Raw genomic sequence first — 22,396 nt, 5'->3', positions numbered from 1 at the left:
GGATATTGGAGCGGGGGGTGGTGCATTGCAACACACAACCGCTAAGATTGCTCCAGATGCCTTCGAGCCAGCGGTGACGTTCATGAGCGCCCTCACCATTTCCAGCAAGAATTACTCCTCCTGGTCGCTGCGCGGCTGGCTGCTGTGCAAGATGGCGGGCCTCGCCTTCGAGGAAGAGCGGGTGCCGGTGGACGATCCGGACGCGAAGGCCGAACTGCTGCTGCTCTCCCCCTCCTTCCTCGTGCCGCGCCTGGTGCACGAGGGCGTGACCGTGTGGGATACGCTGGCCATCGCCTCCTATCTCAACGAAGTCTTCCCGCAAGCCCAGCTGCTGCCCGCCGACCGCGCGGCACGGGCACACTGCCTTTCCATCTCCGGCGAGATGCATTCCGGCTTCGCCAACATGCGCTCGGCCCTGCCGATGAACATGAAGGCCCATTTCCCGGGCTTCAAGGTGTGGGCCGGCGCCCAGGCGGACATCGAGCGCATCCTGGCCATCTGGCGCGGCTGCTTCGCCGCCCATGGGGGGCCGTATCTGATGGGCCCGAGCATCACGCTCGCGGACGCCATGTATGCGCCGGTGTGCTCGCGCTTCTCCACCTATGACGTCGCCCTCGACGCCGCCTGCGCCGCCTATCGCGACCGCATGATGGCCCATCCCTTCATGCAGGAATGGATCGCCGGGGCGAAGAGCGAGCCGGAAGAGCTGGAAGAGCTGGACGTCGAATTTTAGGGCCCACATCGCTCGCCCACCTTCAGGTCGCCGGCCGCAGATAGGCGAGCAGGCGCTGGGCATAGGCCGGCAGCACGTCTTCGCGCCGCACCGCGATCACCAGCGTGCGGCGCGCCCAGGGCTCGTCCAGCGGCACGAAGGCGAGCGCGTGGCTCTCGCGCAATTGCTGCGCCACCGCCGCCGGGATCACCGCGAGCCCCACATGGGCCTCGATGTGCGGCCCCACCATGGTGGCGACGGCGGCAAACCCGTTCACTCGCACCCGGTATTTCAGCGCCCCGCCGGCGCGGACCGCATTGCGGTCGACCAGGCTTTGCAGGCCGTTGCCCTCCGGCAGGCCGACGAACGGCTCGTCCAGCAGGTCGGCGATGCGCAGGCGCGCGCGGTCGCACAGGGGATGGCCGCGCGGCAGGGCGACGACCAGATGATCCTCCCGATAGCGCGTGAGATGCAGCCCCGTGGTATCGGCGGCGTCCGAGGTGATGCCGAGATGGATCAGGCCCTCGGCGAGCGCCTGGGCGATCTGCCAGCTCGGCCGCTCCTCCAGGTCCATGTCGATGTTGGGATTGGCGGCGAGGAAACGGGCGAGTTCCGCGGAGAGGCCGTGGCCGAAGGCGGCGGTGTTGCACCACAGGCGCACATGGCCCTTCAATCCCTTGCCATAGCCCGCGAGTTCGCCGCGCATGCGCTCGCTCTGCGCCAGCATCAGGCGGGCGTGATGCACCAGCGCTTCGCCGGCCGGGGTGACGGCGACGCCGGCGCGGCCGCGCTCCAGCAGCGCCGTGCCGATCTCCGCCTCCATGTCTCGGATGCGCGCGCTCACCGAGGCCAGCGCCAGATGGGCGCGGGCGGCCCCGGCGGTGAGGCTGCCGGCCTCCACCACATTCAGGAACAGCCGCAGGTCCGAGAGATCAAAGCGCATAAGCGAAGCTTATCCTTCGGAGGATCCGAAGGCTAGAAGCGGAAGTTCCACATTGCCGGCGCGGGAGGGAAGCCGCATGTTCGCGCCCATGTCCGACTGGTCCCTCCTCACCCTCCTCTTCATCGCCTTCGCGCTGGTGCTCGCCGGCGTGGTCAAGGGCGTCATCGCCATGGGGCTGCCGACCATCGGCGTCGGCCTGCTGAGCATCGTCATGCCGCCCTCCCACGCGGCGGCGATGATCATCGTTCCGGCGACCGTGACCAATGTGCTGCAATTGTTCAGCGGCCCGCGCATCCTGCCCAATGCGAAGCGGTTCTGGGCGCTGCTGCTGACCCTCATGACCGGCACGCTGGTGGGAGGCTATTGGCTGGGCGGGCTGAGTTCCCACTGGGCGCCGCCGCTGTTGGGGCTGACCTTGTTCATCTATGGCGTCCTGGGCCTGCGGGCGATCCACTTCCACACGCCGACCGCGTGGGAAGGATGGCTCTCGCCCATCATCGGCCTCGCCTCGGGCTTCCTCACCGGCACGACGGGCGTCACCGTCATGCCCTCCGCGCCCTATCTGCAATCGCTCGCGCTGGAGCGGGAGGACCTGATCCAGGCGCTCGGCCTCACCTTCACGGTGGCGAACTTCACCCTCGCCTTCGCCCTCACCGGCGGGGACGCCCCGCTTGCCGACCCGCATGCGGTGATGCTGTCGCTGATCGCCCTGGTGCCGGCGCTGATCGGCATGGAGATGGGGCGGCGCATGCGCCTCTCCTTCTCGCCGGCGACCTTCAAGACCTGTTTCTTCGCCGGCCTGCTCGGCCTCGGCGCCTTCATGCTGGCGCGCGGCGTCCTCGCCTGAGCGGCGCCGGCGGCGCAAACGAAAATCCCCGGCCGAGGGCCGGGGATGTCGCGTTTCGGGAGCGCGGGAACCGGCTCAGTCGTCGGTGCGATGCACGTCGTGGATGACGATGGCCTTGCTCTTGTCCGGCTTCACCAGCCATTGCGGATGGCGCAGGGTCTTCACCGTATCCTCGAAGCCCGACGCCCAATGGTCGCGCATGGAGGTGCCGGAGAATTCGTAATCCTTGAAGTCGCGCTCGTAATCCTTCTCCTGATAGATCAGGTGGCAGATATTGACCGCGCCGGACCGCTCGTAATCGGCGATCACCTGGAGGTCTTCCTCGGTGCGCAGCTGCTCGGGAATGCGCAGCACCGCTTCCGCATGCTTGGAGCGCAGCAATTGCACCCGGCGGAACAGGTCCGTGGTGTAGCGCGTGCGGCTGGAATAGCCGATGTCCTTCTGGCGCTCGATCACCTGGAACATGTCGCGGGGCAGTTCGCCGCGCGCGCTGAACAGGTCCACCTGGAACACCAGCGCGCCGGGATGGTCCGGCTGGTCCAGCAGCCATTGCAGCGGGGTGTTCGAGACCACGCCGCCATCCCAGTAATATTCGCCGTCGATGCGCACCGAGGGGAAGGCCGGCGGCAGGGCGCCGGAGGCCATCACATGCTCGGGGCCGATGCGGTGGGTGGTGTTGTCGAAATAGACGAAGTTGCCGGTGCGCACATTGGTGGCGCCCACCGAGAAGCGCTTCTGCTTGCTGTTGATGAGATCGAAATCCACCAGCTTCAGCAGGGTCTCGCGCAGCGGCGTGGTGTCGTAGAGGCTGGTCGCGCCCTCGGCGCCGGTGGGCAGCAGCCAGGCATTGGGCCAGCGCGGCTTGAAGAAGCCCGGCTGCCCCAGGTTGATGGTCACATAGGAACTCATCTGGTTGCGCAGGGCCCGGAACACGTCGCCGTCGGGGGTGAACGGCCAGATCTTGCGGCCGGAGACCGTCTCCCAGAATTCCCGCAGGCGGGGAATGCGGTTTTCCGGGGTATTGCCGGCGATGATCGCGGAATTGATGGCGCCGATGGACACGCCGGAGATCCAGTTGGGCTCGGCCCCCGCGATCGACAGGGCCTCATAGACGCCCGCCTGATAGGCGCCGAGCGCGCCGCCGCCCTGGAACACCAGGGCGATACGATCGTAATCCCTGACGATATCGCTGATGTCGTTGGGATTTTCACAGATCCGCGTGCGCATGTCGGTCGTTCCCCATCCAGCTTGGCGGCCAGCGGCCCGTTCAGCGCGCGAGGGGTGGGTTTCCAAGCCACCCCTCGCCGGGCCATGCCGTCGGTTCGAAGAAGGCAGAATCAGGCGCCGGAGCGCAAGCGCCGTGGGGCGGCAAGCGCTCCGGGCCGGATCATTTCGGCTCGGTCATGTAGTCGTACACCACTTCGCCCATGCCGAGGGTCAGGTCGGCGCGCAGGTGCAGGGCCGAGACCACTTCGAGCACCGGCAGCTTGGCCACGTCCGCCATCACGTGCGGATAGAGGCCGAGCGCGGCCGGGCCGGTCCAGCATTCCTTGAGCTGGATGTCTTCCAGATAGTAACGCACCAGCTCGCAGATGCGCGGGGTGGCGTCCACATGGGGGATGATCTTGATCAGGAAGCTCGGGGTCTTCAGGGCGGCGAGCACCGCGTCCTTGTCGGCCTGCTTGTGCTTGTAGCCCATGGTGGCTTCCACGCACAGGGTCTTGCCATAGTGCAGGCGGCCGACCAGGACGTCCTTCTCCACTTCCATCTTGGGGTGGGCGTATTTCTTGGGGAAGCCCCAGAGTTCGCGGCCGCCGGCGATCGGCGCTTCGTCGTCCAGATACATGGAATGGACGTAGCCGCCTTCCACGCCGTTGAACTTCACGGGGATCACCTGTCCGGTCTCGGTATAGTCGCCGAAGCCGGTGGAATCGGGCATGCGGATGAATTCATACTTCACCAGCGGCTCGTAAACTTCGAGCGGCTCCGGCACGACGCGGCGCAGCGCCTCGATGTCGGTGCGGTAGGTGATGATCATGAACTCGCGGTCGAAGAAGCGGTAGGGTCCCGGCGGATAGGCGGGATTCGTCAAGGGCATGGAGTAGGCGTTGCGGCGAACGTCCTCGATCTTCATGGAGCATCTCCGACCGGCTTGGTGCATCTCGCGCCTGCGAGATGACGCTGACGTTAGCCGATAGCCTTTCGACGTGACAGCCCCGCGACGATCACAACCAGCCAGGGGCCGGCGCCGGGTTTGAGGTGCGGCGCCCACGCCGCGGACCGCCGCATCCCGCCCGCCCACGCAGGGCCTAAAATTCCAGCAGGCCGGCGCTGCCGCTTTCCGTGCCGAAGGCGACCGCGCCGCCGTCCTTGCGCCAGGCGATGGCCGAGACGGCGGAGGCGTCGGGCGCCCGCAGCAGGATTTCCGCGCCGTCGGTCAGGCGCACCATCAGCACCATGCCGTCGTCATAGCCGGCGGCCATCACCGGGTCCTTGGGGTGGCAGGAAACCAGGGTCACGCGCCCGCCATTGGCCGAGGGCGCCTGCATGGAGGGCTGCTTGCCGATGGGACCATCCTTGGTGGCGAACGGCCACAGCACCACTTCGGTGGAGCCGGAGGAGGCGAGCCACTTGCCGTCATGGGTGAATTCGAAGCTTTTCACCCGCGCCGGATAGCCGGTCATGCGCATGTGGGCGCCGTCCGCCAGGCGCCAGCCGTGCAACGCGGGTTCCTGCATGGTGGTGATGATGAAGCGCCCGTCCGGCGAATAGGTGACGCCGAGATGGGAGCCCTTCCATTCCAGCACCTCGGGCTTTGCGTCGGCGGCGTTGGGATACCAGAGGCTCACCCCGCCATAATGCGCCACCGCCACCCGCAGACCCTTGGGCGCGAAGGCGAGGCCCCCCACGGTGGACGGCGCCGCGAAGCTGCGCGCCTCGCCCTTCGCCGGCACCATATGGGCGGTCTTGCCGGCGGAATAGGCGACCGCACCGTCCGGCCCCAGCGCGATCCGGTCGATCCAGCGACCCTTCTGGGTGGCGATGGTCCTCGCTTCCCCGGTGGCAAGCACCTCCATCGCCTTGCCATCGTCTCCGCCGGTGACGAGGCGCTGCCCGTCGCCGGCGGCGCACAGCACCACGCCGTCGTGCAGCGCGAGCGTGCTGTCCGTCGCCGGGAAGAGCGCGGTGCCGCTCTCGGCGATGAAGACGCAAGTGCCGCGAAGGAAGGCGACGGAGGCGGTCGCCCCGTCGAGGGCGAAGGTGCGCACCTTGTCGGTGAGCGAAGACGGCGTGGACGGCATCGAGGGCGACATTCCATGAAGGCGGGTCGGATGCCGTCTTCATAAGCCAAGGCCGCGGGCTTGTAACGCCATCGGGCCGCGCGGAGGGCGCGGCGCTGGATTTCCCCGCGCTTTGATGGCCTAAGGGGCGATGTTCCCGGTCTGCCGCGCCATGTTCGACACCGCTTTGCCCATCGACGCCGTTCTTCCCGCCCTCACCGCGACGCTGCGCGCGCGGGCGAGCGCCGTGCTGGTCGCGCCGCCGGGCGCGGGCAAGACCACGCGCGTGCCCCTGGCGCTGATGGACGAGCCCTGGGTCGCGGGCCGGCGCATCCTGGTGCTGGAGCCGCGCCGCCTCGCGGCCCGCGCCGCCGCCCACCGCATGGCGCAGACCCACGGCGAGCGCGTGGGGGATCGGGTCGGCTACCGCGTGCGCCTGCGCTCGGAAGTGTCCCGCCGCACCCAGATCGAGGTGATCACCGAAGGCGTGTTCACCCGCATGATCCTGGACGATCCGGAATTGTCCGGCGTCGCGGCGGTGCTGTTCGACGAATATCACGAGCGCAGCCTGGACGCCGATCTCGGCCTTGCCCTCGCGCTCGATTCGCAAGGCGCGCTGCGCGAGGACCTGCGGATTCTGCCCATGTCGGCAACGCTCGACGGCGCCCGCGTCGCCGCGCTGCTGGGCGGGGCGGGCGAGCCGGCGCCGGTGGTGGCGAGCGAGGGCCGGGCCTTTCCCGTCACCACCCGCTATCTCGGCCGCGATGCCCGCGCGCCCATCGACGCCCAGGTGGCGGAGGCGGTGAAGACCGCGCTCGGCGCCGAGCGCGGCTCGGTGCTGGCGTTTTTGCCCGGCGCGGGCGAGATCCGCCGCACGGAACACCTGCTGCGCGCGCAGGTGCGCGACCCTTCCGTCGATATCGTGCCGCTTTATGGCGCGCTGGATTCCGCCGAGCAGGATCGCGCGGTGCTGCCCGCGCCCGCCGGGCGGCGCAAGGTGGTGCTCGCCACCTCCATCGCCGAAACCAGCCTCACTATCGAGGGGGTGCGCGTGGTGGTCGACGGCGGTCTTGCCCGCGTACCGCGCTTCGAGCCGGACGTGGGGCTGACGCGCCTTGAGACCGTGCGCGTTTCCCGCGCTGCCGCCGACCAAAGGCGCGGCCGCGCGGGCCGCACGGAGCCGGGCGTGTGCTATCGCTTGTGGGGCGAGGCGGAGACCGCCAGCCTGCAAGCCTTCGCGACCCCGGAGATCCTCGCCGCCGACCTCTCCGGCCTGGTGCTCGATCTCGCGGTATGGGGCGTGCGCGATGCCCGCAGCCTCGCCTTTCTCGATCCGCCGCCGCTGCCCGCCCTCACGGAGGCGAAGGCGCTGCTGGTGCTGCTCGGCGCGCTCGACGAAGACGGCGCGGTGACGGCGCTCGGCCGGCGCATGGCGCGCCTGCCCCTGCCGCCGCGCCTCGCCCATATGGTGGTGAGGGGCGCCGATGCCGGCGCAGCCGCGCTTGCCGCAGAGATCGCCGCGATCCTGGTGGAACGCGGTCTCGGCGGCGAGAGCGTGGACCTGCTGCACCGTCTGGAGGAGTTCCGCCGCGACCGCTCCCGCCGCGCCGACGATGCCCGCCGCCTCGCGGAGCGCTGGGCCGATCTTGCCGGCGCGCGCGGGGCGAAGACGGGCGATGCCCCCTCCCCCGCCGCCCTGCTGGCGCTCGCCTTTCCCGACCGGGTGGCGAAGGCGCGCGGCGACGGCACGCGCTTCCTGCTGGCGAACGGGCGCGGCGGGGTGATGGAGCCGTCCGCCACGCTCGCCAAGGCGCCATTGCTGGCGGTGGCAGAAATTTCCGGCCGGGCGGAGGCGGCGCGCATCTCGCTCGCCGCCGCGCTATCCGACGAGGAGCTGGAGCGCCTGTTCGCGGGCGAGATCCGCTCCGGCATCGAGATCGCCTTCGACGCCGAGGCCGCCGCCGTGCGGGCGCGCGAGACGCGGCGCCTGCGCGCCCTCGTGCTCGCCGACCGGCCGCGCCCGGTGCCGGCGGGTGCGGAAACCGCGCGGGTGCTGGCGCAAGGGATCGCGAGCCTCGGCATGAACCGCCTGCCCTGGACGGCGGCGCTCGCCCAATGGCGCGACCGGGTGGAGTTCCTGCGCCATGCGGAGGGCGAGGCACAGGGCTGGCCCGACCTTTCCGACCCAACCCTCGCCGCGACGGCGGACATTTGGCTCGCCCCGTTTCTCGACGGCAAGTCTGCACTCGCCCAGATCGGCGCGGGGGATCTCGGCAATGCGCTTCACGCCTTGCTGCCCTATGCGCTCGCCGCCCGCCTGGAGGCGGAGGCGCCGACCCATTTCGATGCCCCCTCGGGCTCGCGCCTGCCCATCGATTATGAGAATCCCGAAGGGCCGCTGCTGGCGGTGCGGGTGCAGGAACTGTTCGGCCTCACCCGCCATCCCGCCATCGCGGGGGGCAAGGTGCCGCTGATCCTCTCCCTGCTCTCGCCGGCCCACCGGCCGATCCAGGTGACGAAGGACCTGCCGCAATTCTGGCGCGGTTCCTGGCGCGACGTGCGGGCCGAGATGCGCGGGCGCTATCCGCGCCATCCCTGGCCGGAGGACCCCGCATCCGCGCCGCCGACGCACCGGGCGAAACCGCGCGGCACCTGATCCGCCCTGACGCAGCGGCAGACGCACGGCCGAAAGCGGTGCGGCCAGCTTGCGTTAGCCGCCTGCATCGTCCATCAAAAAGCTTGGCAGACGTGGGAGAGTGGACGGTGGCGCGAAATCCGGGACGTGAAACCGCAGAGCCGCATGCATCCCACGGGCGAGGTCGAGTGCGCACGCTCGCCGGCCTGCTGGCCGCCGCTCCGGTTCTGCTCGGCGCCTCGCTCGCCCAGGCGGCCGCGCCGGGTGCGACGAGCATCAACGGCGCCGATCTGAACCTGCTCTGGGGCCTGCCGTTCGCCGGAATGCTGCTGTCGATCGCGCTGTTTCCGCTGCTCGCCAACCATTTCTGGCACCATCATTACGGCAAGGTGGCGCTGTTCTGGGGCGCCTGCTTCGTGGTGCCGTTCGCGCTCACCTTCGGACCCAGCCTGACCCTGCACGAAGTGGTGCATACGGCGACGCTGGAATATATTCCTTTCATCATCCTCCTGTTCTCGCTGTTCACCGTGTCCGGCGGCATTCTCATCGCCGGCAACATCCACGGCACGCCGCTGACCAACACCGCGATCCTGGCGTTCGGCACGGTGATCGCGAGCCTCATCGGCACCACCGGCGCCTCCATGGTGCTGATCCGCCCGTTGCTGCGGGCGAACGACAACCGGCGCTACAACGTGCATGTGGTGGTGTTCTTCATCTTCCTGGTGTCGAACATCGGCGGCTCGCTGACCCCGCTCGGCGACCCGCCGCTGTTCCTGGGCTTCCTGAAGGGCGTCAGCTTCTTCTGGACCACCACCCACCTGTTTCACGACACGGTGGTGGTCGCCGGCATCCTGCTGGTCGCCTTCTACTGTCTCGACCGCTATTTCTATTCCAGGGAAACCCCGCCGCCGCTGCGCGATCCCACCCCGGACACCGAGCGCGTCACCGTGCGCGGATTGCAGAACGTGCCGCTGCTGTTCGGCATCATCGGCGCCATCCTTTTGAGCGCGCTGTGGAAGCCGGGCATCGTGTTTGACGTCTACGGCACCCGCGTGGAGCTGCAATGGGTGATCCGCGACGTGCTGCTGATCGCCATCGCCTTCGTCTCGCTCGCCATCACGCCGCGCCTGGTGCGCGAGCGCAACGGCTTCGACTGGGAGCCGATCCTGGAAGTGGCGAAGCTGTTCGCCGCCATCTTCCTCACCATCGTCCCGGTCATCGCCATCCTGCGCGCGGGCTCCACCGGCGCGCTCGCGCCGCTGGTGGACCTCGTCACCGATCCGAGCGGCCAGCCGGTGAACGTCTGGTATTTCTGGCTCACCGGCATCCTGTCCTCGTTCCTGGACAATGCGCCGACCTATCTCGTCTTCTTCAACCTCGCCGGCGGCGATGCCTATCGCCTCATGGGGCCGTTGCAGGTGACGCTGGAGGCGATCTCGGCGGGCGCGGTGTTCATGGGCGCCATGACCTATATCGGCAATGCGCCCAACTTCATGGTGCTGTCCATCGCGCGCCACCGCGGCGTGAAGATGCCGAGCTTCTTCGGCTATATGGGCTGGTCCTGCGTGTTCCTGCTGCCCTGCTTCGCGCTCATCACCTTCCTGTATTTCATCTAGCGGCCGGGCGGGGGGGAGACGGAGCAAGGCGATGTCCTTCACCCGCGAACACTGTTTCACCCGCGAACAGATCGCCGAGGCGGCCACCGCCGCCGCCATCGCCCCGGAGGCGGTGGCCCGGCTGCTGGCCGCCTTGCCGGCCGACCCATCCCCACACGCCGCCGCCATGGCGACGCCCCGCTTCGATCTCACCCACCTGCTCTGGTACGGCGGGGCGCTGACCATCATCGGCGCCATGACCCTGTTCGCCACCCTCGCCTTCGCGCAGATGGGCGGGGTGGCGCTGATGCTGACCGCCATCGCCTATGCCGGGGTGTTCCTGATCGCCGGCGACCAATTGTGGCGGCGCGGGCTCACCACGCCGGGCGGGCTGATGATCGCGGTCGCGGTCGGCATGGCGCCGCTCGCCGTGTTCGGCCTCCAGGACGCGCTCGGCGCCTGGGGGGCGCAGGGGGCGCCGGGCACCTATGTGGATTTCTATCGCTGGGTCCACGGCAGCTGGCTGCCCATGGAGCTCGCCACCCTCGCGGCGGGCGCCGGCGCCCTGGCCTTCTATCGCTTCCCGTTCATCGTCGCGATCATGGCGTTCGCGCTCTGGTTCCTCTCCATGGATCTTGCCCCGGTGCTGTTCCACACGCCGGACCTGAGCTTGGACGAGCGGCGCGACGTCTCGCTCTATTTCGGCCTCGCGATGCTGCTGATCGCCTGGGCGGTGGATCTCGCCGCCACCCGCGCCGATTTCGCCTTCTGGCTGCATCTGGTGGCGGCTGTGACCTTCTGGGGCGGGCTGAGCTTGCACGACGGCGGCACGGAATGGGCGATGGCGCTCTATGGCCTGATCAATATCGCCCTGGTTCTGCTCGCCATCTTCCTGGCGCGACGGGTCTATGCCGTGTTCGGGGCGATCGGCATCTGCATTTATGTCGGCCACCTCGTGGGGGAGGTGTTCAAGGATTCGCTGCTGTTTCCGTTCGCGCTCTCGGTGCTGGGGGCCGCGGTGATGGGCGCGGGCCTGTGGCTCTACCCGCGCCGCCAGGTATTCGCGGCCTGGATCGACCGCACGCTACCCGCCCCGCTCCGGCGCCTGCGTCCGGCGCACGCGCGCGGCTGATGCCGGACGCGCGCCGGGCTGGCCGCGGCCGGAGACCGGCCGGGCGCAGGGCGGGGAGGGAGGCTCAGGCCGCGCAGCTGAGGAAGCCGTCTTCCAGCTTCGTGCGGTCGAGATTGCGGCCGATGAAGACGATGCGGCTCTGCAACTTCTCCTCCGGCTTCCAGGGGCGCTGGTGATCGCCGTCCAGGATCATGTGCACGCCCTGGAACACGAACCGGTCCGGATCGTCCTTGAACGCCAATATGCCCTTGGAGCGCAGGATGTTCACGCCCTCGGTGGCCACCAGATCCTGCACCCAGGGGAAGAATTTGTCCGGGTCCATGAGCTTGTCGGTCGAGATGGAGACCGACTGCATGTCCTCGTCGTGGAAATGCTTCAGCCCGCCATGGCCGTGATGGTGGCCGTGCCCGTGGTCGTGGTGATGGTCATGGCCGTGATCATGGCCGCAGTCCGGGCCGCAGGTCTCGTCGTGCACATGCTCGTCCTGCTCCAGGAACGCCGGCTCCAGCGAGAGGATGCGGTCGAGATCGAAGGCGCCGCGGTCCAGCACCTGGTCCAGGGCGATGGCCGACTTCTGGGTGCGGTGAAGCTTGGCATAGGGATTGATGGCGCGGATCCGCGCCTCCACCTCGGCCAGTTCCTCCGGCGTGACGAGATCGGTCTTGTTGAGCAGGATCACGTCGGCGAAGGCGATCTGGTTCTTCGCCTCGGGCGCATCCTTCAGCCGGTCGGTGAGCCATTTGGCGTCCGCCACCGTCACCACGGCGTCCAATTTGGTGCGCGCGCCCATCTCCTCGTCCACGAAGAAGGTCTGGGCGACGGGGGCGGGATCGGCAAGGCCCGTGGTCTCCACGATGATGCCGTCGAAGCCGCCCTTGCGGCGCATGAGCCCGTCGATGATGCGGATCAGGTCGCCGCGCACGGTGCAGCAGATGCAGCCGTTGTTCATTTCGAACACTTCCTCGTCGGCGCCCACCACGAGGTCGTTGTCGATGCCCACCTCGCCGAACTCATTGACGATAACGGCGTATTTCTTGCCGTGCGGCTCGGAGAGGATGCGGTTGAGCAGCGTGGTCTTGCCGGCGCCGAGATAGCCGGTGAGCACGGTGACGGGGATCTTTTCGGATGCGCTTGCAGACATGATTTCTCCTGCGCGGGCTTCGGTCCCGCCTCATGCCGCGCGGCCGGCGATGCACCGGCCGCGCGGGTCCAATGAAAATCCTTTGCCCCCAACCCGGGAGGAGCTTCAGCTCGCCAGGGCGGCCGAAAGCTGGCGCAGGTTGTAGTGCACCATGTCGATGTAGGTGGTGGCCGGCCCTTTGTCATCGGACAGGGCGTCGGAATAGAGCGTGCCGCCCACCTTGGCGCCGCTTTCCTTGGCGATGCGGTCGACCAGGCGCGGATTGGTGACATTCTCCAGGAACACCGCCGGAATCTTCTGCGCCTTGATCTGGCGGATGATGCGGCCGACGTCCTTGGCGGACGCCTCGCTCTCGGTGGAGACTCCTTCCGGCGCCAGCAGCTTCAGGCCATAGGCATCGCCGAAATAGCCGAACGCGTCATGGGAGGTGATGATGCGGCGGTGGTCTTCCGGGATGGTGGCGACGGCCTTCACCACATCCGCCTGGAGCGCGTCGAGCTTGGCGAGATAGGCGTCGGCATTGGCGGTGTAGGCGTCCTTGCCGGCGGGGTCGGCGGCGATCAGGCCGTCGCGGATATTGGCCACATACACCTTGGCATTGGCCACCGACTGCCAGGCGTGGGGATCGATCGGGCCGTGGTCGTGGCCGGCGTGCGCGTCCTTCTTGCCCTTCGGCGCGTCGTCATCGTCCTGCGGCTCGTCGGCGGTGCGCTCGCGCGGCTTGATGCCGGTGGTGGCGACCACCACCGTCGCCTTGGTGCCGGAGGCCTTCACGAGCCGGTCCATCCAGCCCTCGAAGCCGAGGCCGTTGACGAACACCACCTTGGCGGCGGCGAGCGTCTTCGCGTCGCTCGGGGTCGGCTGGTAGACGTGGGTGTCGCTGTTGGGCCCGACGATGGTGGTCACGGCGATGCGGTCGCCGCCGACATTCTTCACGAAATCCCCGAGGATCGAGAACGAGGCCACCACCGGCAGTTTCGCGGCGGGGGCGCCGGCCTCGCTCTGGGCGAGCGCGGGGGTTACGCCGAGCACGAGTGCCGCGGCGAGCAGGGAACGACGAGAGAGCATGGCTTACTCCGTTAGGCTTCGAGATGCCGTCTTCGGACGCGTCCCGATACGATGCCGCCGGCCGGCCCGACGAGCACCGAGACCGCGTAGGCGGTTCCGGCCACCAGGATGATGGCCGGCCCCGAGGGGGCGCCGAAATGGTAGGACACGAGCAGGCCGACGACCCCGCTCGCGAACGCAATGCAAGTGGCCAGCGCCACCAGGGGCGTCAGGTCGCGCACCCAGAAGCGGGCGGTGGCGGCGGGCAGCATCATCAGGCCCACCGACAATAAGGTTCCAAGGGCGTGGAAGCCGCCCACGAGGTTCAGCACCACCAGCGCCAGGAAGGCGATATGGCTCGGCCCACCGGCCCGGCTCACCGAGGCGAGGAAGGCCGGGTCCACGCATTCCAGCACCAGAGGGCGCCAGATGATGGCCAGCGTCACCAAGGTCAGGGTGGCGATGCCGGCGACCAGGATCAGCGTCGGGTCGTCAAGCCCCAGCACGGTGCCGAACAGCACGTGCAGGAGATCCACGTTCGAGCCCTTGAGCGAGACGATCATCACGCCCAGCGCCAGGGAAATCAGGTAGAAGGCCGCAAGCGAGGCGTCCTCCTTCAGCTCGGTCGCACGGGCGATCACCCCCGCGCCCACCGCCACCAGCAGCCCGGCGGCGATGCCGCCGACCGTCATGGCGTAAAGATTCAGCCCCGAGAACAGGAAGCCCAGCGCCGCCCCGGGCAGGATGGCGTGCGCCATGGCGTCGCCGGTCAGGCTCATGCGCCGCAGCATCAGGAAGGCGCCCACCGGGCCGGCGCCGATCGCCAATGCGAACACGCCGACCAGCGCCCGGCGCATGAATTCGAATTCCGCGAACGGACCGACCAGCAGGTCGTAGACGGTCATGGGTCAGGCCGCCGCGCTGCACGGGGCGGCGCCGTCCTGGGGCGCCTCGGTCATGCGGCGGGCCAGAAGCAGATTGTCCGGCGCCAGCACCTCGGCGGTCGGCCCCCAGGCGACGGGTCCGCGCGCCAGAAGCAGGGTCTGCGGGAAATGCGCGCGCACCAGTTCGAAATCGTGCAGCACTGCCAGCACCGTGCGCTTTTCCCCGTGCCAGCGGCGCACCAGCTCCAGCAGGTCGGACACGGTCTTGGCGTCGAGCGCGTTGAACGGCTCGTCCAGCAGGATCAGGCGGGCATCCTGGAGCAGCAGGCGCGCGAACAGGGTGCGCTGCATCTGGCCGCCCGAGAGCGTGCCGATGGGCCGGCGCTCGAAGCCGGTGAGGCCGACCGCGGCGATGGCGTCGGCGATCCGGGCATGGTCCGCCTTGCCGATGCCGCCGAACAGGCCGGCGCGGCGCCACAGCCCCATCGCCACCAGATCATAGACGCTGATGGGGAAGGAGCGATCCACCTCCGCGCCCTGGGGCAGATAGGCGATGTCGCGGGAATCGAGCCCGCAGCGCTCGATGGCGCCGCCGAGCGGGCGCAGCGCGCCGGAAATGGCCTTCATGAGGGTGGACTTGCCGGCGCCGTTCGGCCCGCACACCGCGAGCAGCGCACCTTCTTCCACCGCGCCGTCCAGATGGTGAACCGCCGGGTGGCGCTCATAGCCGAGGGTGAGGTCGCGGAAGCGCAGCTGGATCGGCGCGGTCATGCGACCACCCACAGCACGAGCGCCCACATCACCGCGCTGAGCCCGGCAACGACCGCCAGCCGCCCCGCGAGCGAGGAGCGCAGCACCGAAAACGGCGCCGGCTGCGCCTGCGCCATCGCGCCGGACGGCCCATGGCGATGAGGGGCGGCGTGCGCGGAGGCCGAAGAGATGGGGTCAAGCAGCGTCATGGGGGTTTTGATACAGAGTATCTTTAGCCCTGTCCAGCATGACCGAACGCGAGCCGGTCCACTTTTTCGCGAGCCGCGCCGGGCGCCTTGCCAGCGCCCGACGGCGCGTCCATATCCGGCCGGCCCCCGGACGGAGCAGAGCGTGATGAGTGAGCAGCGCATTTCCGGCCTCAGCGCCGCCATTCTCGCCGGCGGCCAGGCCCGCCGCATGGGTCATGTCAACAAGGCGCTGGTGAGCGTCGGCGGCGTTCCGGTAATCGACCGGCTGATCGCCCGCCTCGCGCCATTGTGCGAGGAGCTGATGGTCATCGCCGCCGATCCCGAGCCCTATGCGGCGCGCGGGCTCACGGTCCATCCCGACATCGCCCCCGGCAACGGGGCGCTGGGCGGGCTGCATACAGCGCTGACCCACGCGCGCACCGACAAGGTCTTCGTGTGCGCCTGCGACATGCCGTTCATCTCCCCGCCGCTGATCCATCATCTGAATGCCAGCATCGGCGGGCACGACGCCGCCGTGCCGCGCGACGGCTATGGCTTGCAGCCACTCCACGCCATCTATGCCCGCCGCATCGCCCCGCTGATCCCGCCCTTCATCGGCCGCCGCGACCTGCGCATGGACGGCTTCATCGCCGCCCTCGATGCGATGATCCTGCCGCCCTCCGATGTCGCCGCCTATGCGGCGGAGGCGGAGATCTTCTTCAACGTCAATACGCCGGCGGATCTGGAGCAGGCACGGATCAAGGCCGGGGAAACTCCGCAATCCTCCCAGGATGAGCCGGCGCGCCGGCCGCGCTAGGGTTCCGGCGACAAGCCAAAAAGGGACGGGAAGGAAATATGCCAGACGTCGGGGAGCCCAGCCTCTATGAGCGGATCGGCGGCGCGGCCGGCGTGCGCGCGCTCGTGGGACGCTTCTATCACCTGATGGACACGCTGCCCGAGGCTGCCGAATGCCGTGCCATCCATCCCCCGAGCCTGGACGGCAGCGCGCGCAAGCTGGAGGAATATCTCACCTATTGGCTCGGCGGCCCGTCCGATTACGTGGCCCGCAACGGCCATCCGCGCCTGCGCATGCGCCATTTTCCCGCCGCCATCGGCCCGGCCGAGCGGGACGGCTGGCTGGCCTGCTTCCGCCGGGCGCTGGCCGAGACGGTCTCCGACCGCACCGCCGCCGCCGAAGTGCTGCCGCGCGTGGAAGCGCTCGCCGCCCATATGCAGAACCGGGCCTGACCGCCGGTCGCAGGCGGCACGACGCGCCCCGTACCCTCCAAAGCGCGGTCCATCTGGCGTTGCGCGCGGTTTATTCGGGCGACAAACCGCCGCGCGCCCGGAGCCTCCACCGGTCCGTGAAACCGTGCGATGGCCGGGACGAGCCCGTCCATGACGTTCAGCCCAAGATAAGGCAATCGCGCGAGCCCCTGCCGCCAGGCGCCTCGACGATCCGCCCCACCGCCGCATGTCGATGGGTCCGAGAGGACACGCGCGCACGACGCTACGGCAGCTTCCTGCAGGTTCTCGCCGCCGCCGGCCGGCCCGGCGCCCCGGGAACCCGACATGACGTTTTTATGTCGTCCCGGCCCCGCGTCGCCCCCCTAAAATCCCGTCCCAAGCCTTGTGTTTCTTCACTTTTCACCGGGCAAGTGTTGACGGCGGGACCGCCCGTCCGCATGGTGCGGCCGCGCTTACATCTGGGCGTTGACGAGGAGTATTCCCCATCATGAGCCAATGTCCGGTTCACGCGAAAATCGATGGCCCCATTGTGATGATCGGCTTCGGGTCGATCGGTCGCGGCACGCTGCCGCTTATCGAGCGCCACTTCGAATTCGATAAATCCCGCTTCGTGGTTATCGATCCCGTGGACAAGGATCGTGCTCTGCTGGACGAGCGCGGCATCCGCTTCATCCAGTCCGAGGTGACGGCGGAGAATTATCGCGACCTGCTCACCCCCCTGCTGACGGCGGGCGGCGGGCGCGGCTTCTGCGTCAATCTCTCGGTGGACGTGTCGTCTGTCGCCATCATGGAACTGTGCCGGGAGATCGGCGCGCTCTATGTCGATACGGTCATCGAGCCCTGGAAGGGCTTCTATTTCGACAACACGCTCGGCCCCGAGGCGCGCTCCAATTACGCGCTGCGCGAGGGCCTGCTGGACGCGCGCCGCCGCGCGCCGGGCGGCCCCACCGCCGTCTCCACCTGCGGCGCCAATCCGGGCATGGTGTCCTGGTTCGTGAAGCAGGCGCTGCTGAACATCGCCGCCGACACCGGGCTCGACCGGCCGGAGCCCGCCAGCCGCGAGGAATGGGCGCAGCTCGCCCGCGCCCTCGGCGTGAAGGGCATCCACATCGCCGAGCGCGACACCCAGCGCGCCCGCGATCCCAAGCCGGCCGACGTGTTCGTCAACACCTGGTCGGTGGAAGGCTTCGTCTCCGAGGGCCTGCAGCCGGCCGAACTGGGCTGGGGCACCCACGAGAAGCAGCTTCCCCCGGACGGGCGCACCCATGCGAGCGGCTGCGGCGCCGCCATCTATCTGATGCGGCCCGGCGCGGACACCCGCGTGCGCAGCTGGACCCCCACGCCCGGCCCGCAGTTCGGCTATCTGGTCACGCACAATGAGGCGATCTCCATCGCCGATTATCTGACCGTGCGCGACGGGGCGAACGTGCTCTACCGCCCGACCTGCCATTATGCCTACCACCCCTGCAACGACGCGGTGCTGTCGCTGCACGAGATGTTCGGCGCCGGCGGGGTGCAGCAATCCTCCTGGAAGATCCTCGACGAGAACGAGATCGTCGACGGGCGCGACGAGCTGGGCGTGCTGATCTATGGCCATGCGAAGAACGCCTATTGGTACGGCTCGCACCTCTCCATCGAGGAAGCGCGCGAGCTTGCGCCCTACCAGAACGCCACCGGCCTCCAGGTGACCTCGGCCGTGCTCGCGGGCATGGTGTGGGCGCTGGAAAACCCGGAAGCCGGCATCGTGGAAGCCGACGAGATGGACTTCCGCCGCTGCCTCCAGGTGCAGGCGCCCTATCTCGGCGAGGTGAAGGGCACCTATACCGACTGGACCCCGCTCACCAAGCGCGTGGACCTGTTCCCCGAGGACATCGACCTTGAGGACCCCTGGCAGTTCAAGAATATCATCGTGCGCTGACCGCAAGGTCGCTTCGTGCGCTGAGCGCGCCAGCTGCGACCCGCGCCTTCGCCCCTGAACGAGGCCCTCCCCCCGGGGTAGGGCCTTTTTCGTTTTCCGCCCCGCGCCTCCTCACCGCAACGTGCACGCGGGTCGGCGAGAATGTGGCACCGCCTGCGCACGCCGCCATTTTTATGCCGTCGCGGCAGGTGCCATAATCGGATATTGGCTGAAGCGCAGTCGCTTATCCCAGCCTCCGGAGCCGCTGATGCCTGTGAAGGTCCGCCTCGCCGCCCTCCTCGTTTCCCTCCTGCCCATCCTGGGCCTGCCGGGGACGATCCGCGACGCGGCCGCGCAGGGCGCTCCCGCCGCAGCCCCAGCGGATGCCGAGCCCTTCCGTTTCGCGGCATCCCTCATGGGCACGCCGAAATATCCGGCGGATTTCAAGCATTTCGACTATGTGAACCCGGACGCGCCCAAGGGCGGCACCGTGCGCCTGTCCGAGAACGGCACGTTCGACAGCTTCAACGCCATCATCACGCGCGGCACGCCCGGCGCCGGGCTCGGCCTGATCTACGATACGCTCACCACCCAGTCGCGCGACGAGGTGGCGACCGCCTATGGCCTGATCGCCGACGGCATGCGCTTCCCGGCGGATTTCTCCTCGGTCACCTATCGCCTGCGGCCGGAGGCGAAATGGCATGACGGCACGCCCATCACCCCCGACGACGTGGTGTGGTCGTTCGACGTGCTGACCAAGAACAATCCCGGCCAGGCCTTCTATTATCGCCACGTGAAGGACGTGCAGAAGACCGGCGAGCGCGAGGTGACCTTCACCTTCGACCAGGGCGGCAATCGCGAACTGCCGCAGATCGTCGGCGAGATGATGGTCCTGCCCAAGCATTGGTGGACCGGCACCGACGGCGCCGGCCGCGCCCGCGACATCACCCAGGGCACGCTGGAAGCCCCCCTCGGCTCGGGCGCCTACAAGATCAAGTCCTTCGTGCCCGGCCGCACCATCGTCTACGAGCGGGTGAAGGATTATTGGGGCGCGAACCTGCCCGTGAACGTGGGCACGAATAATTTCGACGAGATCCGCTACGAATATTATCGCGACGACACGGTGGAGCTGGAAGCCTTCAAGGCCGACCAATACGACTTCCGCGTCGAAATCTCCGCCAAGAACTGGGCCACCGCCTACGACTTCCCGGCCAAGGCCGACGGCAAGGTGCTGCTGGAAACCTTCGAGAACCGCGCCTCGGGCGTGATGCAGGCGTTCGTGCCCAATCTGCGCCGCGCCAAGTTCCAGGACCCGCGCGTGCGCCGCGCGCTGAATTACGCGCTCGATTTCGAGGGCATGAACAAGACCCTGTTCTTCGACCAGTATGAGCGGGTGAACAGCTATTTCAGCGGCACGGAGCTGGCCTCCTCCGGCCTGCCCGCCGGCCGCGAGCTGGAGATCCTCACGCCCCTGAAGGACAAGCTGCCCGCCGAGGTGTTCACCACGCCCTATGTCAATCCCGTCAACGGCACCGACCAGGACCGCCGCAGCAATCTGCGCAAGGCGGCGGACCTGCTGAAGGAGGCGGGGTTCCAGGTGAAGGGCAAGCAATTGGTGGATGCCTCCGGCGCCCCCTTCACCATCGAGATCCTGCTGGCGAGCCCCTCCTTCGAGCGTGTCGCCCTGTTCTACAAGCCGGCGCTGGAGCGCCTCGGCATCGCCGTCTCGGTGCGGATGGTGGATACCTCGCAATATATCAACCGCATCCGCTCGCGCGATTTCGACATGATCGTCGCGAGCTGGGGCCAGTCGCTCTCGCCGGGCAATGAGCAGCGCGATTATTGGGGCTCTGACTCCGCCACCCGCGACGGCTCGCGCAATTATGCCGGCATCTCGAATCCCGCCATCGACGCGCTGATCGAGAAGGTGATCTATGCCACCAGCCGCGAGGATCTGGTGGCGGCGACCCACGCGCTCGACCGCGCGCTGCTGTGGAACGAATATGTCATCCCCGCCTGGACGCTGCGCTACACCCGCACCGCCCGCTGGGACCGCTTCAGCCATCCGGAAAAGCTGCCGCGCTATTCCTACGCCTTCCCGGAAATCTGGTGGTGGGACGCGGCCAAGGCGGCCAAGATCGGGACCCGCGGCCAATGAGCCCTCTCGATCGCCGCGCTTTGCTGCGCCTCGCCGCCGCCGGCGGGGCCACGCTGCTTGCCCGGCCGGCACTCGCCCAGGCCCCGGCTGCGCCGCCTTCGGGCCCGGCGGCGGCCGAGGGCGATGCACCGGCCGCGCCGGGCGTCGAGCGGCACGGCATCTCCTCCTTCGGAGACCTGAAATATCCCAAGGACTTCAAGCATTTCGACTATGTGAACCCGGACGCCCCCAAGGGCGGCACGTTTTCGCAGATCGGCCCGACGGCGGCCTATAACCAGTCGTACCAGACCTTCAACTCGCTCAACGGCTATATCCTGCGCGGCGACGGCGCCCAGGGGCTGGCGCTGATCTTCGACAGCCTCATGGCGCGCGCCAACGACGAGCCGGATTCGCTCTACGGCCTCGTCGCTTCCGGCGTGACCATCGGGGATAGCGGCCAGCTCTACGCCTTCCGCCTGCGCCCGCAGGCGCGCTTCCACGACGGCACGCCGCTGACCGCCGAGGATGTCGCCTTCTCGCTCAATACGCTGAAGGCGCAGGGCCATCCGCTGATCCGCCAGGCGCTGCGCGAGTTCATCGGCGCCGAGGCGGACGGGACGGGCACCCTCAACCTGCGCTTCACCGCCCAGCGCCCGCGCGACGTGCCGCTCTATGCCGCGAGCCTGCCGATCTTCTCCAAGGCCTATTACACCAAGCACAAGTTCGAGGAGACGACGCTGGAGCCGCCGCTCGGCAGCGGCGCCTACAGAATCGGCCGCTTCGAGTCCGGCCGCTATATCGAATACGACCGGGTGACGGACTATTGGGCCAAGGACCTGCCCGTGAACCTGGGGCGCAACAATTTCGATACCGTGCGCTTTGAATATTTCCGCGACCGGGACGTGGGCTTCGAGGCGTTCAGGGCCCGCGTCTATCTGTTCCGCGAGGAATTCACCTCGCGCGCCTGGTCCACCCAATATGATTTTCCCGCGCTGCGCGACGGCCATGCGAAGCGCGACGTGCTGCCGGACGAGACGCCCTCGGGCGCCCAGGGCTGGTTCTTCAATACCCGCCGGACGAAATTCTTCGATCGCTCGGTGCGCGAGGCGATCTCGCTCGCCTTCGATTTCGAATGGACCAACAAGAATTTGATGTTCGGCCAGTATGAGCGCACCTGGTCGTTCTTCCAGAATTCCGACCTGATGGCGCAGGGCAAGCCCTCCCCCGCCGAAGAAAAGCTGCTGCGCCCCTATGCCGAACGCCTGCCGCAGGACGTGTTCGAGGAGGCCTATATCCCCCCCGTCACCGACGGCTCGGGGCAGGACCGCGCCCTGCTGCGCCGCGCGGCCGCCCTGCTGAAGGAGGCGGGCTACGTCATCCAGCAGGGCAAGCTGGTGGACGGCAAGGGCCAGGCTTTGCAGATCGAGTTCCTGGACGACGAAGGCTCGTTCGAGCGCCACACCTCCCGCTACATCGGCAATCTCAAGCTGCTCGGGATCGACGCCACCTATCGCATCGTCGATCCGGCGCAATATCAGGCGCGGCTGAAGGATTTCGACTTCGACATCGTGGTGCGCCGCTATTCGGTCTCGCTCAATCCGGGCGAGGAATTGCGCGCCTATTTCGGCAGCGAGGCGGCGCGCACCCGCGGCTCAAACAATCTCTCCGGGATTTCCGATACCGCCGTGGACGGCCTGATCGACGCGGCGCTGGCCGCCCGCACCCGGCCGGAACTGGTCACCGCCGCCCGCGCGCTCGACCGGGTGCTGCGCGCGGGGCGCTATTGGGTGCCGCAATGGAACAAGGCCTCCCACTGGATCGCCTATTGGGACCTGTTCGACCGGCCCGCCGTGAAGCCGAAATATGATCGCGGGGTGCTCGACACCTGGTGGCAGAAGCCGGCATCCTCGCTGCCGCCCGTAAAGGGCGGTTGACGCCGCCGGCGAGAGCCCGCACCGT

General features: G+C 68.3%; 19 protein-coding genes. 10 read left to right on the top strand and 9 right to left on the bottom strand.

Going from position 1 to position 22,396, the window contains the following annotated elements; all coding sequences use genetic code 11:
• Window positions 1-82: 82 nt before the first annotated feature.
• Window positions 83-733 carry a glutathione S-transferase family protein gene (locus V5F84_RS03055; RefSeq protein ID WP_394046627.1) on the top strand — a complete coding sequence of 217 codons (651 nt, stop codon included), beginning with the start codon at window positions 83-85 and terminating at the stop codon, window positions 731-733.
• Window positions 734-755: 22 nt separating this feature from the next.
• On the opposite strand, the gene V5F84_RS03050 is transcribed toward V5F84_RS03055, so the two are convergent.
• A complete protein-coding gene (locus V5F84_RS03050) occupies window positions 756-1,655 on the bottom strand; it encodes a LysR family transcriptional regulator (RefSeq protein WP_394046629.1) in 900 nt (299 codons plus the stop codon).
• Window positions 1,656-1,731: 76 nt separating this feature from the next.
• Between V5F84_RS03050 and V5F84_RS03045 the strand changes: the two genes are divergently transcribed.
• Complete coding sequence (locus V5F84_RS03045) at window positions 1,732-2,502, top strand: TSUP family transporter (protein WP_394046631.1); 771 nt, start codon at window positions 1,732-1,734, stop codon at window positions 2,500-2,502.
• Between the two features lie 75 nt (window positions 2,503-2,577).
• On the opposite strand, the gene V5F84_RS03040 is transcribed toward V5F84_RS03045, so the two are convergent.
• From V5F84_RS03040 to V5F84_RS03030, 3 genes are all read right to left on the bottom strand, one after another.
• The gene (locus tag V5F84_RS03040) at window positions 2,578-3,729 is read right to left on the bottom strand and encodes a patatin-like phospholipase family protein (RefSeq protein WP_394046633.1); all 1,152 of its coding nucleotides are present in this window, start codon (window positions 3,727-3,729) and stop codon (window positions 2,578-2,580) included.
• A gap of 160 nt (window positions 3,730-3,889) precedes the next feature.
• Window positions 3,890-4,636: an acetoacetate decarboxylase gene (locus V5F84_RS03035; RefSeq protein WP_394046635.1), complete on the bottom strand. Its 747-nt coding sequence runs from the start codon at window positions 4,634-4,636 to the stop codon at window positions 3,890-3,892.
• A gap of 175 nt (window positions 4,637-4,811) precedes the next feature.
• On the bottom strand, window positions 4,812-5,804 hold the full coding sequence (locus V5F84_RS03030; RefSeq protein WP_394046637.1) for a WD40 repeat domain-containing protein: 993 nt from the start codon (window positions 5,802-5,804) through the stop codon (window positions 4,812-4,814).
• Window positions 5,805-5,934: 130 nt separating this feature from the next.
• Here V5F84_RS03030 and hrpB point away from each other — a divergent pair, with 130 nt between their 5' ends.
• From hrpB to V5F84_RS03015, 3 genes are all read left to right on the top strand, one after another.
• Window positions 5,935-8,439: an ATP-dependent helicase HrpB gene (gene hrpB, locus V5F84_RS03025; RefSeq protein ID WP_394046639.1), complete on the top strand. Its 2,505-nt coding sequence runs from the start codon at window positions 5,935-5,937 to the stop codon at window positions 8,437-8,439.
• 167 nt (window positions 8,440-8,606) lie between these two features.
• Window positions 8,607-10,034: a sodium:proton antiporter gene (locus V5F84_RS03020; protein WP_394046641.1), complete on the top strand. Its 1,428-nt coding sequence runs from the start codon at window positions 8,607-8,609 to the stop codon at window positions 10,032-10,034.
• 31 nt (window positions 10,035-10,065) lie between these two features.
• Entirely contained in the window at window positions 10,066-11,145 is a 1,080-nt protein-coding gene (locus V5F84_RS03015; RefSeq protein WP_394046643.1) for a phosphatidylglycerol lysyltransferase domain-containing protein, read from the top strand.
• A gap of 64 nt (window positions 11,146-11,209) precedes the next feature.
• Here V5F84_RS03015 and V5F84_RS03010 read toward each other — a convergent pair whose 3' ends face one another.
• The 5 genes from V5F84_RS03010 to V5F84_RS02990 all read right to left on the bottom strand — a co-directional run bounded on the left by V5F84_RS03010 (window position 11,210) and on the right by V5F84_RS02990 (window position 15,176).
• Entirely contained in the window at window positions 11,210-12,286 is a 1,077-nt protein-coding gene (locus V5F84_RS03010; protein ID WP_394046645.1) for a CobW family GTP-binding protein, read from the bottom strand.
• 105 nt (window positions 12,287-12,391) lie between these two features.
• Window positions 12,392-13,354 (bottom strand): metal ABC transporter substrate-binding protein, encoded by a 963-nt coding sequence (locus V5F84_RS03005; protein WP_394046647.1) that lies wholly within the window; start codon window positions 13,352-13,354, stop codon window positions 12,392-12,394.
• An 11-nt stretch (window positions 13,355-13,365) separates the two neighbouring features.
• Window positions 13,366-14,238 carry a metal ABC transporter permease gene (locus V5F84_RS03000; protein WP_394046649.1) on the bottom strand — a complete coding sequence of 291 codons (873 nt, stop codon included), beginning with the start codon at window positions 14,236-14,238 and terminating at the stop codon, window positions 13,366-13,368.
• 3 nt (window positions 14,239-14,241) lie between these two features.
• Window positions 14,242-14,988, bottom strand: coding sequence for a zinc ABC transporter ATP-binding protein AztA (aztA, locus tag V5F84_RS02995; protein ID WP_394046651.1), 747 nt, complete (start codon window positions 14,986-14,988; stop codon window positions 14,242-14,244).
• Entirely contained in the window at window positions 14,985-15,176 is a 192-nt protein-coding gene (locus tag V5F84_RS02990) for a hypothetical protein (RefSeq protein ID WP_394046653.1), read from the bottom strand. Before V5F84_RS02990 ends, aztA begins: the two co-directional genes overlap by 4 nt.
• A 145-nt stretch (window positions 15,177-15,321) precedes the next feature.
• Between V5F84_RS02990 and mobA the strand changes: the two genes are divergently transcribed.
• The 5 genes from mobA to V5F84_RS02965 all read left to right on the top strand — a co-directional run bounded on the left by mobA (window position 15,322) and on the right by V5F84_RS02965 (window position 22,371).
• The gene (gene mobA, locus V5F84_RS02985; RefSeq protein WP_394046655.1) at window positions 15,322-15,972 is read left to right on the top strand and encodes a molybdenum cofactor guanylyltransferase; all 651 of its coding nucleotides are present in this window, start codon (window positions 15,322-15,324) and stop codon (window positions 15,970-15,972) included.
• A gap of 38 nt (window positions 15,973-16,010) precedes the next feature.
• Complete coding sequence (locus tag V5F84_RS02980; protein WP_394046657.1) at window positions 16,011-16,403, top strand: group II truncated hemoglobin; 393 nt, start codon at window positions 16,011-16,013, stop codon at window positions 16,401-16,403.
• Window positions 16,404-16,890: 487 nt separating this feature from the next.
• Window positions 16,891-18,321, top strand: coding sequence for a homospermidine synthase (locus V5F84_RS02975; RefSeq protein ID WP_394046659.1), 1,431 nt, complete (start codon window positions 16,891-16,893; stop codon window positions 18,319-18,321).
• 247 nt (window positions 18,322-18,568) lie between these two features.
• Window positions 18,569-20,458: an extracellular solute-binding protein gene (locus V5F84_RS02970; protein WP_394046661.1), complete on the top strand. Its 1,890-nt coding sequence runs from the start codon at window positions 18,569-18,571 to the stop codon at window positions 20,456-20,458.
• Window positions 20,455-22,371: an extracellular solute-binding protein gene (locus V5F84_RS02965; RefSeq protein ID WP_394046663.1), complete on the top strand. Its 1,917-nt coding sequence runs from the start codon at window positions 20,455-20,457 to the stop codon at window positions 22,369-22,371. The genes V5F84_RS02970 and V5F84_RS02965 overlap by 4 nt, the downstream gene beginning before the upstream one ends.
• Window positions 22,372-22,396 lie beyond the last annotated feature (25 nt).

The organism is Roseixanthobacter liquoris (genome assembly GCF_043195135.2).
GTDB lineage: Bacteria > Pseudomonadota > Alphaproteobacteria > Rhizobiales > Xanthobacteraceae > NCEH01.
Note: the sequence above shows the minus strand (reverse complement) of the source record. Positions and strands in the feature narration are given on the sequence as shown.

Bases quoted from the DNA above. Each gene is read 5' to 3' on its own strand.
- V5F84_RS03055 (WP_394046627.1), top strand. From the start codon at position 83: ATGAGCGCCCTCACCATTTCCAGCAAGAATTACTCCTCCTGGTCGCTG.
- V5F84_RS03050 (WP_394046629.1), bottom strand. From the start codon at position 1,655: ATGCGCTTTGATCTCTCGGACCTGCGGCTGTTCCTGAATGTGGTGGAG.
- V5F84_RS03045 (WP_394046631.1), top strand. From the start codon at position 1,732: ATGTTCGCGCCCATGTCCGACTGGTCCCTCCTCACCCTCCTCTTCATC.
- V5F84_RS03040 (WP_394046633.1), bottom strand. From the start codon at position 3,729: ATGCGCACGCGGATCTGTGAAAATCCCAACGACATCAGCGATATCGTC.
- V5F84_RS03035 (WP_394046635.1), bottom strand. From the start codon at position 4,636: ATGAAGATCGAGGACGTTCGCCGCAACGCCTACTCCATGCCCTTGACG.
- V5F84_RS03030 (WP_394046637.1), bottom strand. From the start codon at position 5,804: ATGCCGTCCACGCCGTCTTCGCTCACCGACAAGGTGCGCACCTTCGCC.
- hrpB (WP_394046639.1), top strand. From the start codon at position 5,935: ATGTTCCCGGTCTGCCGCGCCATGTTCGACACCGCTTTGCCCATCGAC.
- V5F84_RS03015 (WP_394046643.1), top strand. From the start codon at position 10,066: ATGTCCTTCACCCGCGAACACTGTTTCACCCGCGAACAGATCGCCGAG.
- V5F84_RS03010 (WP_394046645.1), bottom strand. From the start codon at position 12,286: ATGTCTGCAAGCGCATCCGAAAAGATCCCCGTCACCGTGCTCACCGGC.
- V5F84_RS03005 (WP_394046647.1), bottom strand. From the start codon at position 13,354: ATGCTCTCTCGTCGTTCCCTGCTCGCCGCGGCACTCGTGCTCGGCGTA.
- V5F84_RS03000 (WP_394046649.1), bottom strand. From the start codon at position 14,238: ATGACCGTCTACGACCTGCTGGTCGGTCCGTTCGCGGAATTCGAATTC.
- aztA (WP_394046651.1), bottom strand. From the start codon at position 14,988: ATGACCGCGCCGATCCAGCTGCGCTTCCGCGACCTCACCCTCGGCTAT.
- V5F84_RS02990 (WP_394046653.1), bottom strand. From the start codon at position 15,176: ATGACGCTGCTTGACCCCATCTCTTCGGCCTCCGCGCACGCCGCCCCT.
- mobA (WP_394046655.1), top strand. From the start codon at position 15,322: ATGAGTGAGCAGCGCATTTCCGGCCTCAGCGCCGCCATTCTCGCCGGC.
- V5F84_RS02980 (WP_394046657.1), top strand. From the start codon at position 16,011: ATGCCAGACGTCGGGGAGCCCAGCCTCTATGAGCGGATCGGCGGCGCG.
- V5F84_RS02975 (WP_394046659.1), top strand. From the start codon at position 16,891: ATGAGCCAATGTCCGGTTCACGCGAAAATCGATGGCCCCATTGTGATG.
- V5F84_RS02970 (WP_394046661.1), top strand. From the start codon at position 18,569: ATGCCTGTGAAGGTCCGCCTCGCCGCCCTCCTCGTTTCCCTCCTGCCC.
- V5F84_RS02965 (WP_394046663.1), top strand. From the start codon at position 20,455: ATGAGCCCTCTCGATCGCCGCGCTTTGCTGCGCCTCGCCGCCGCCGGC.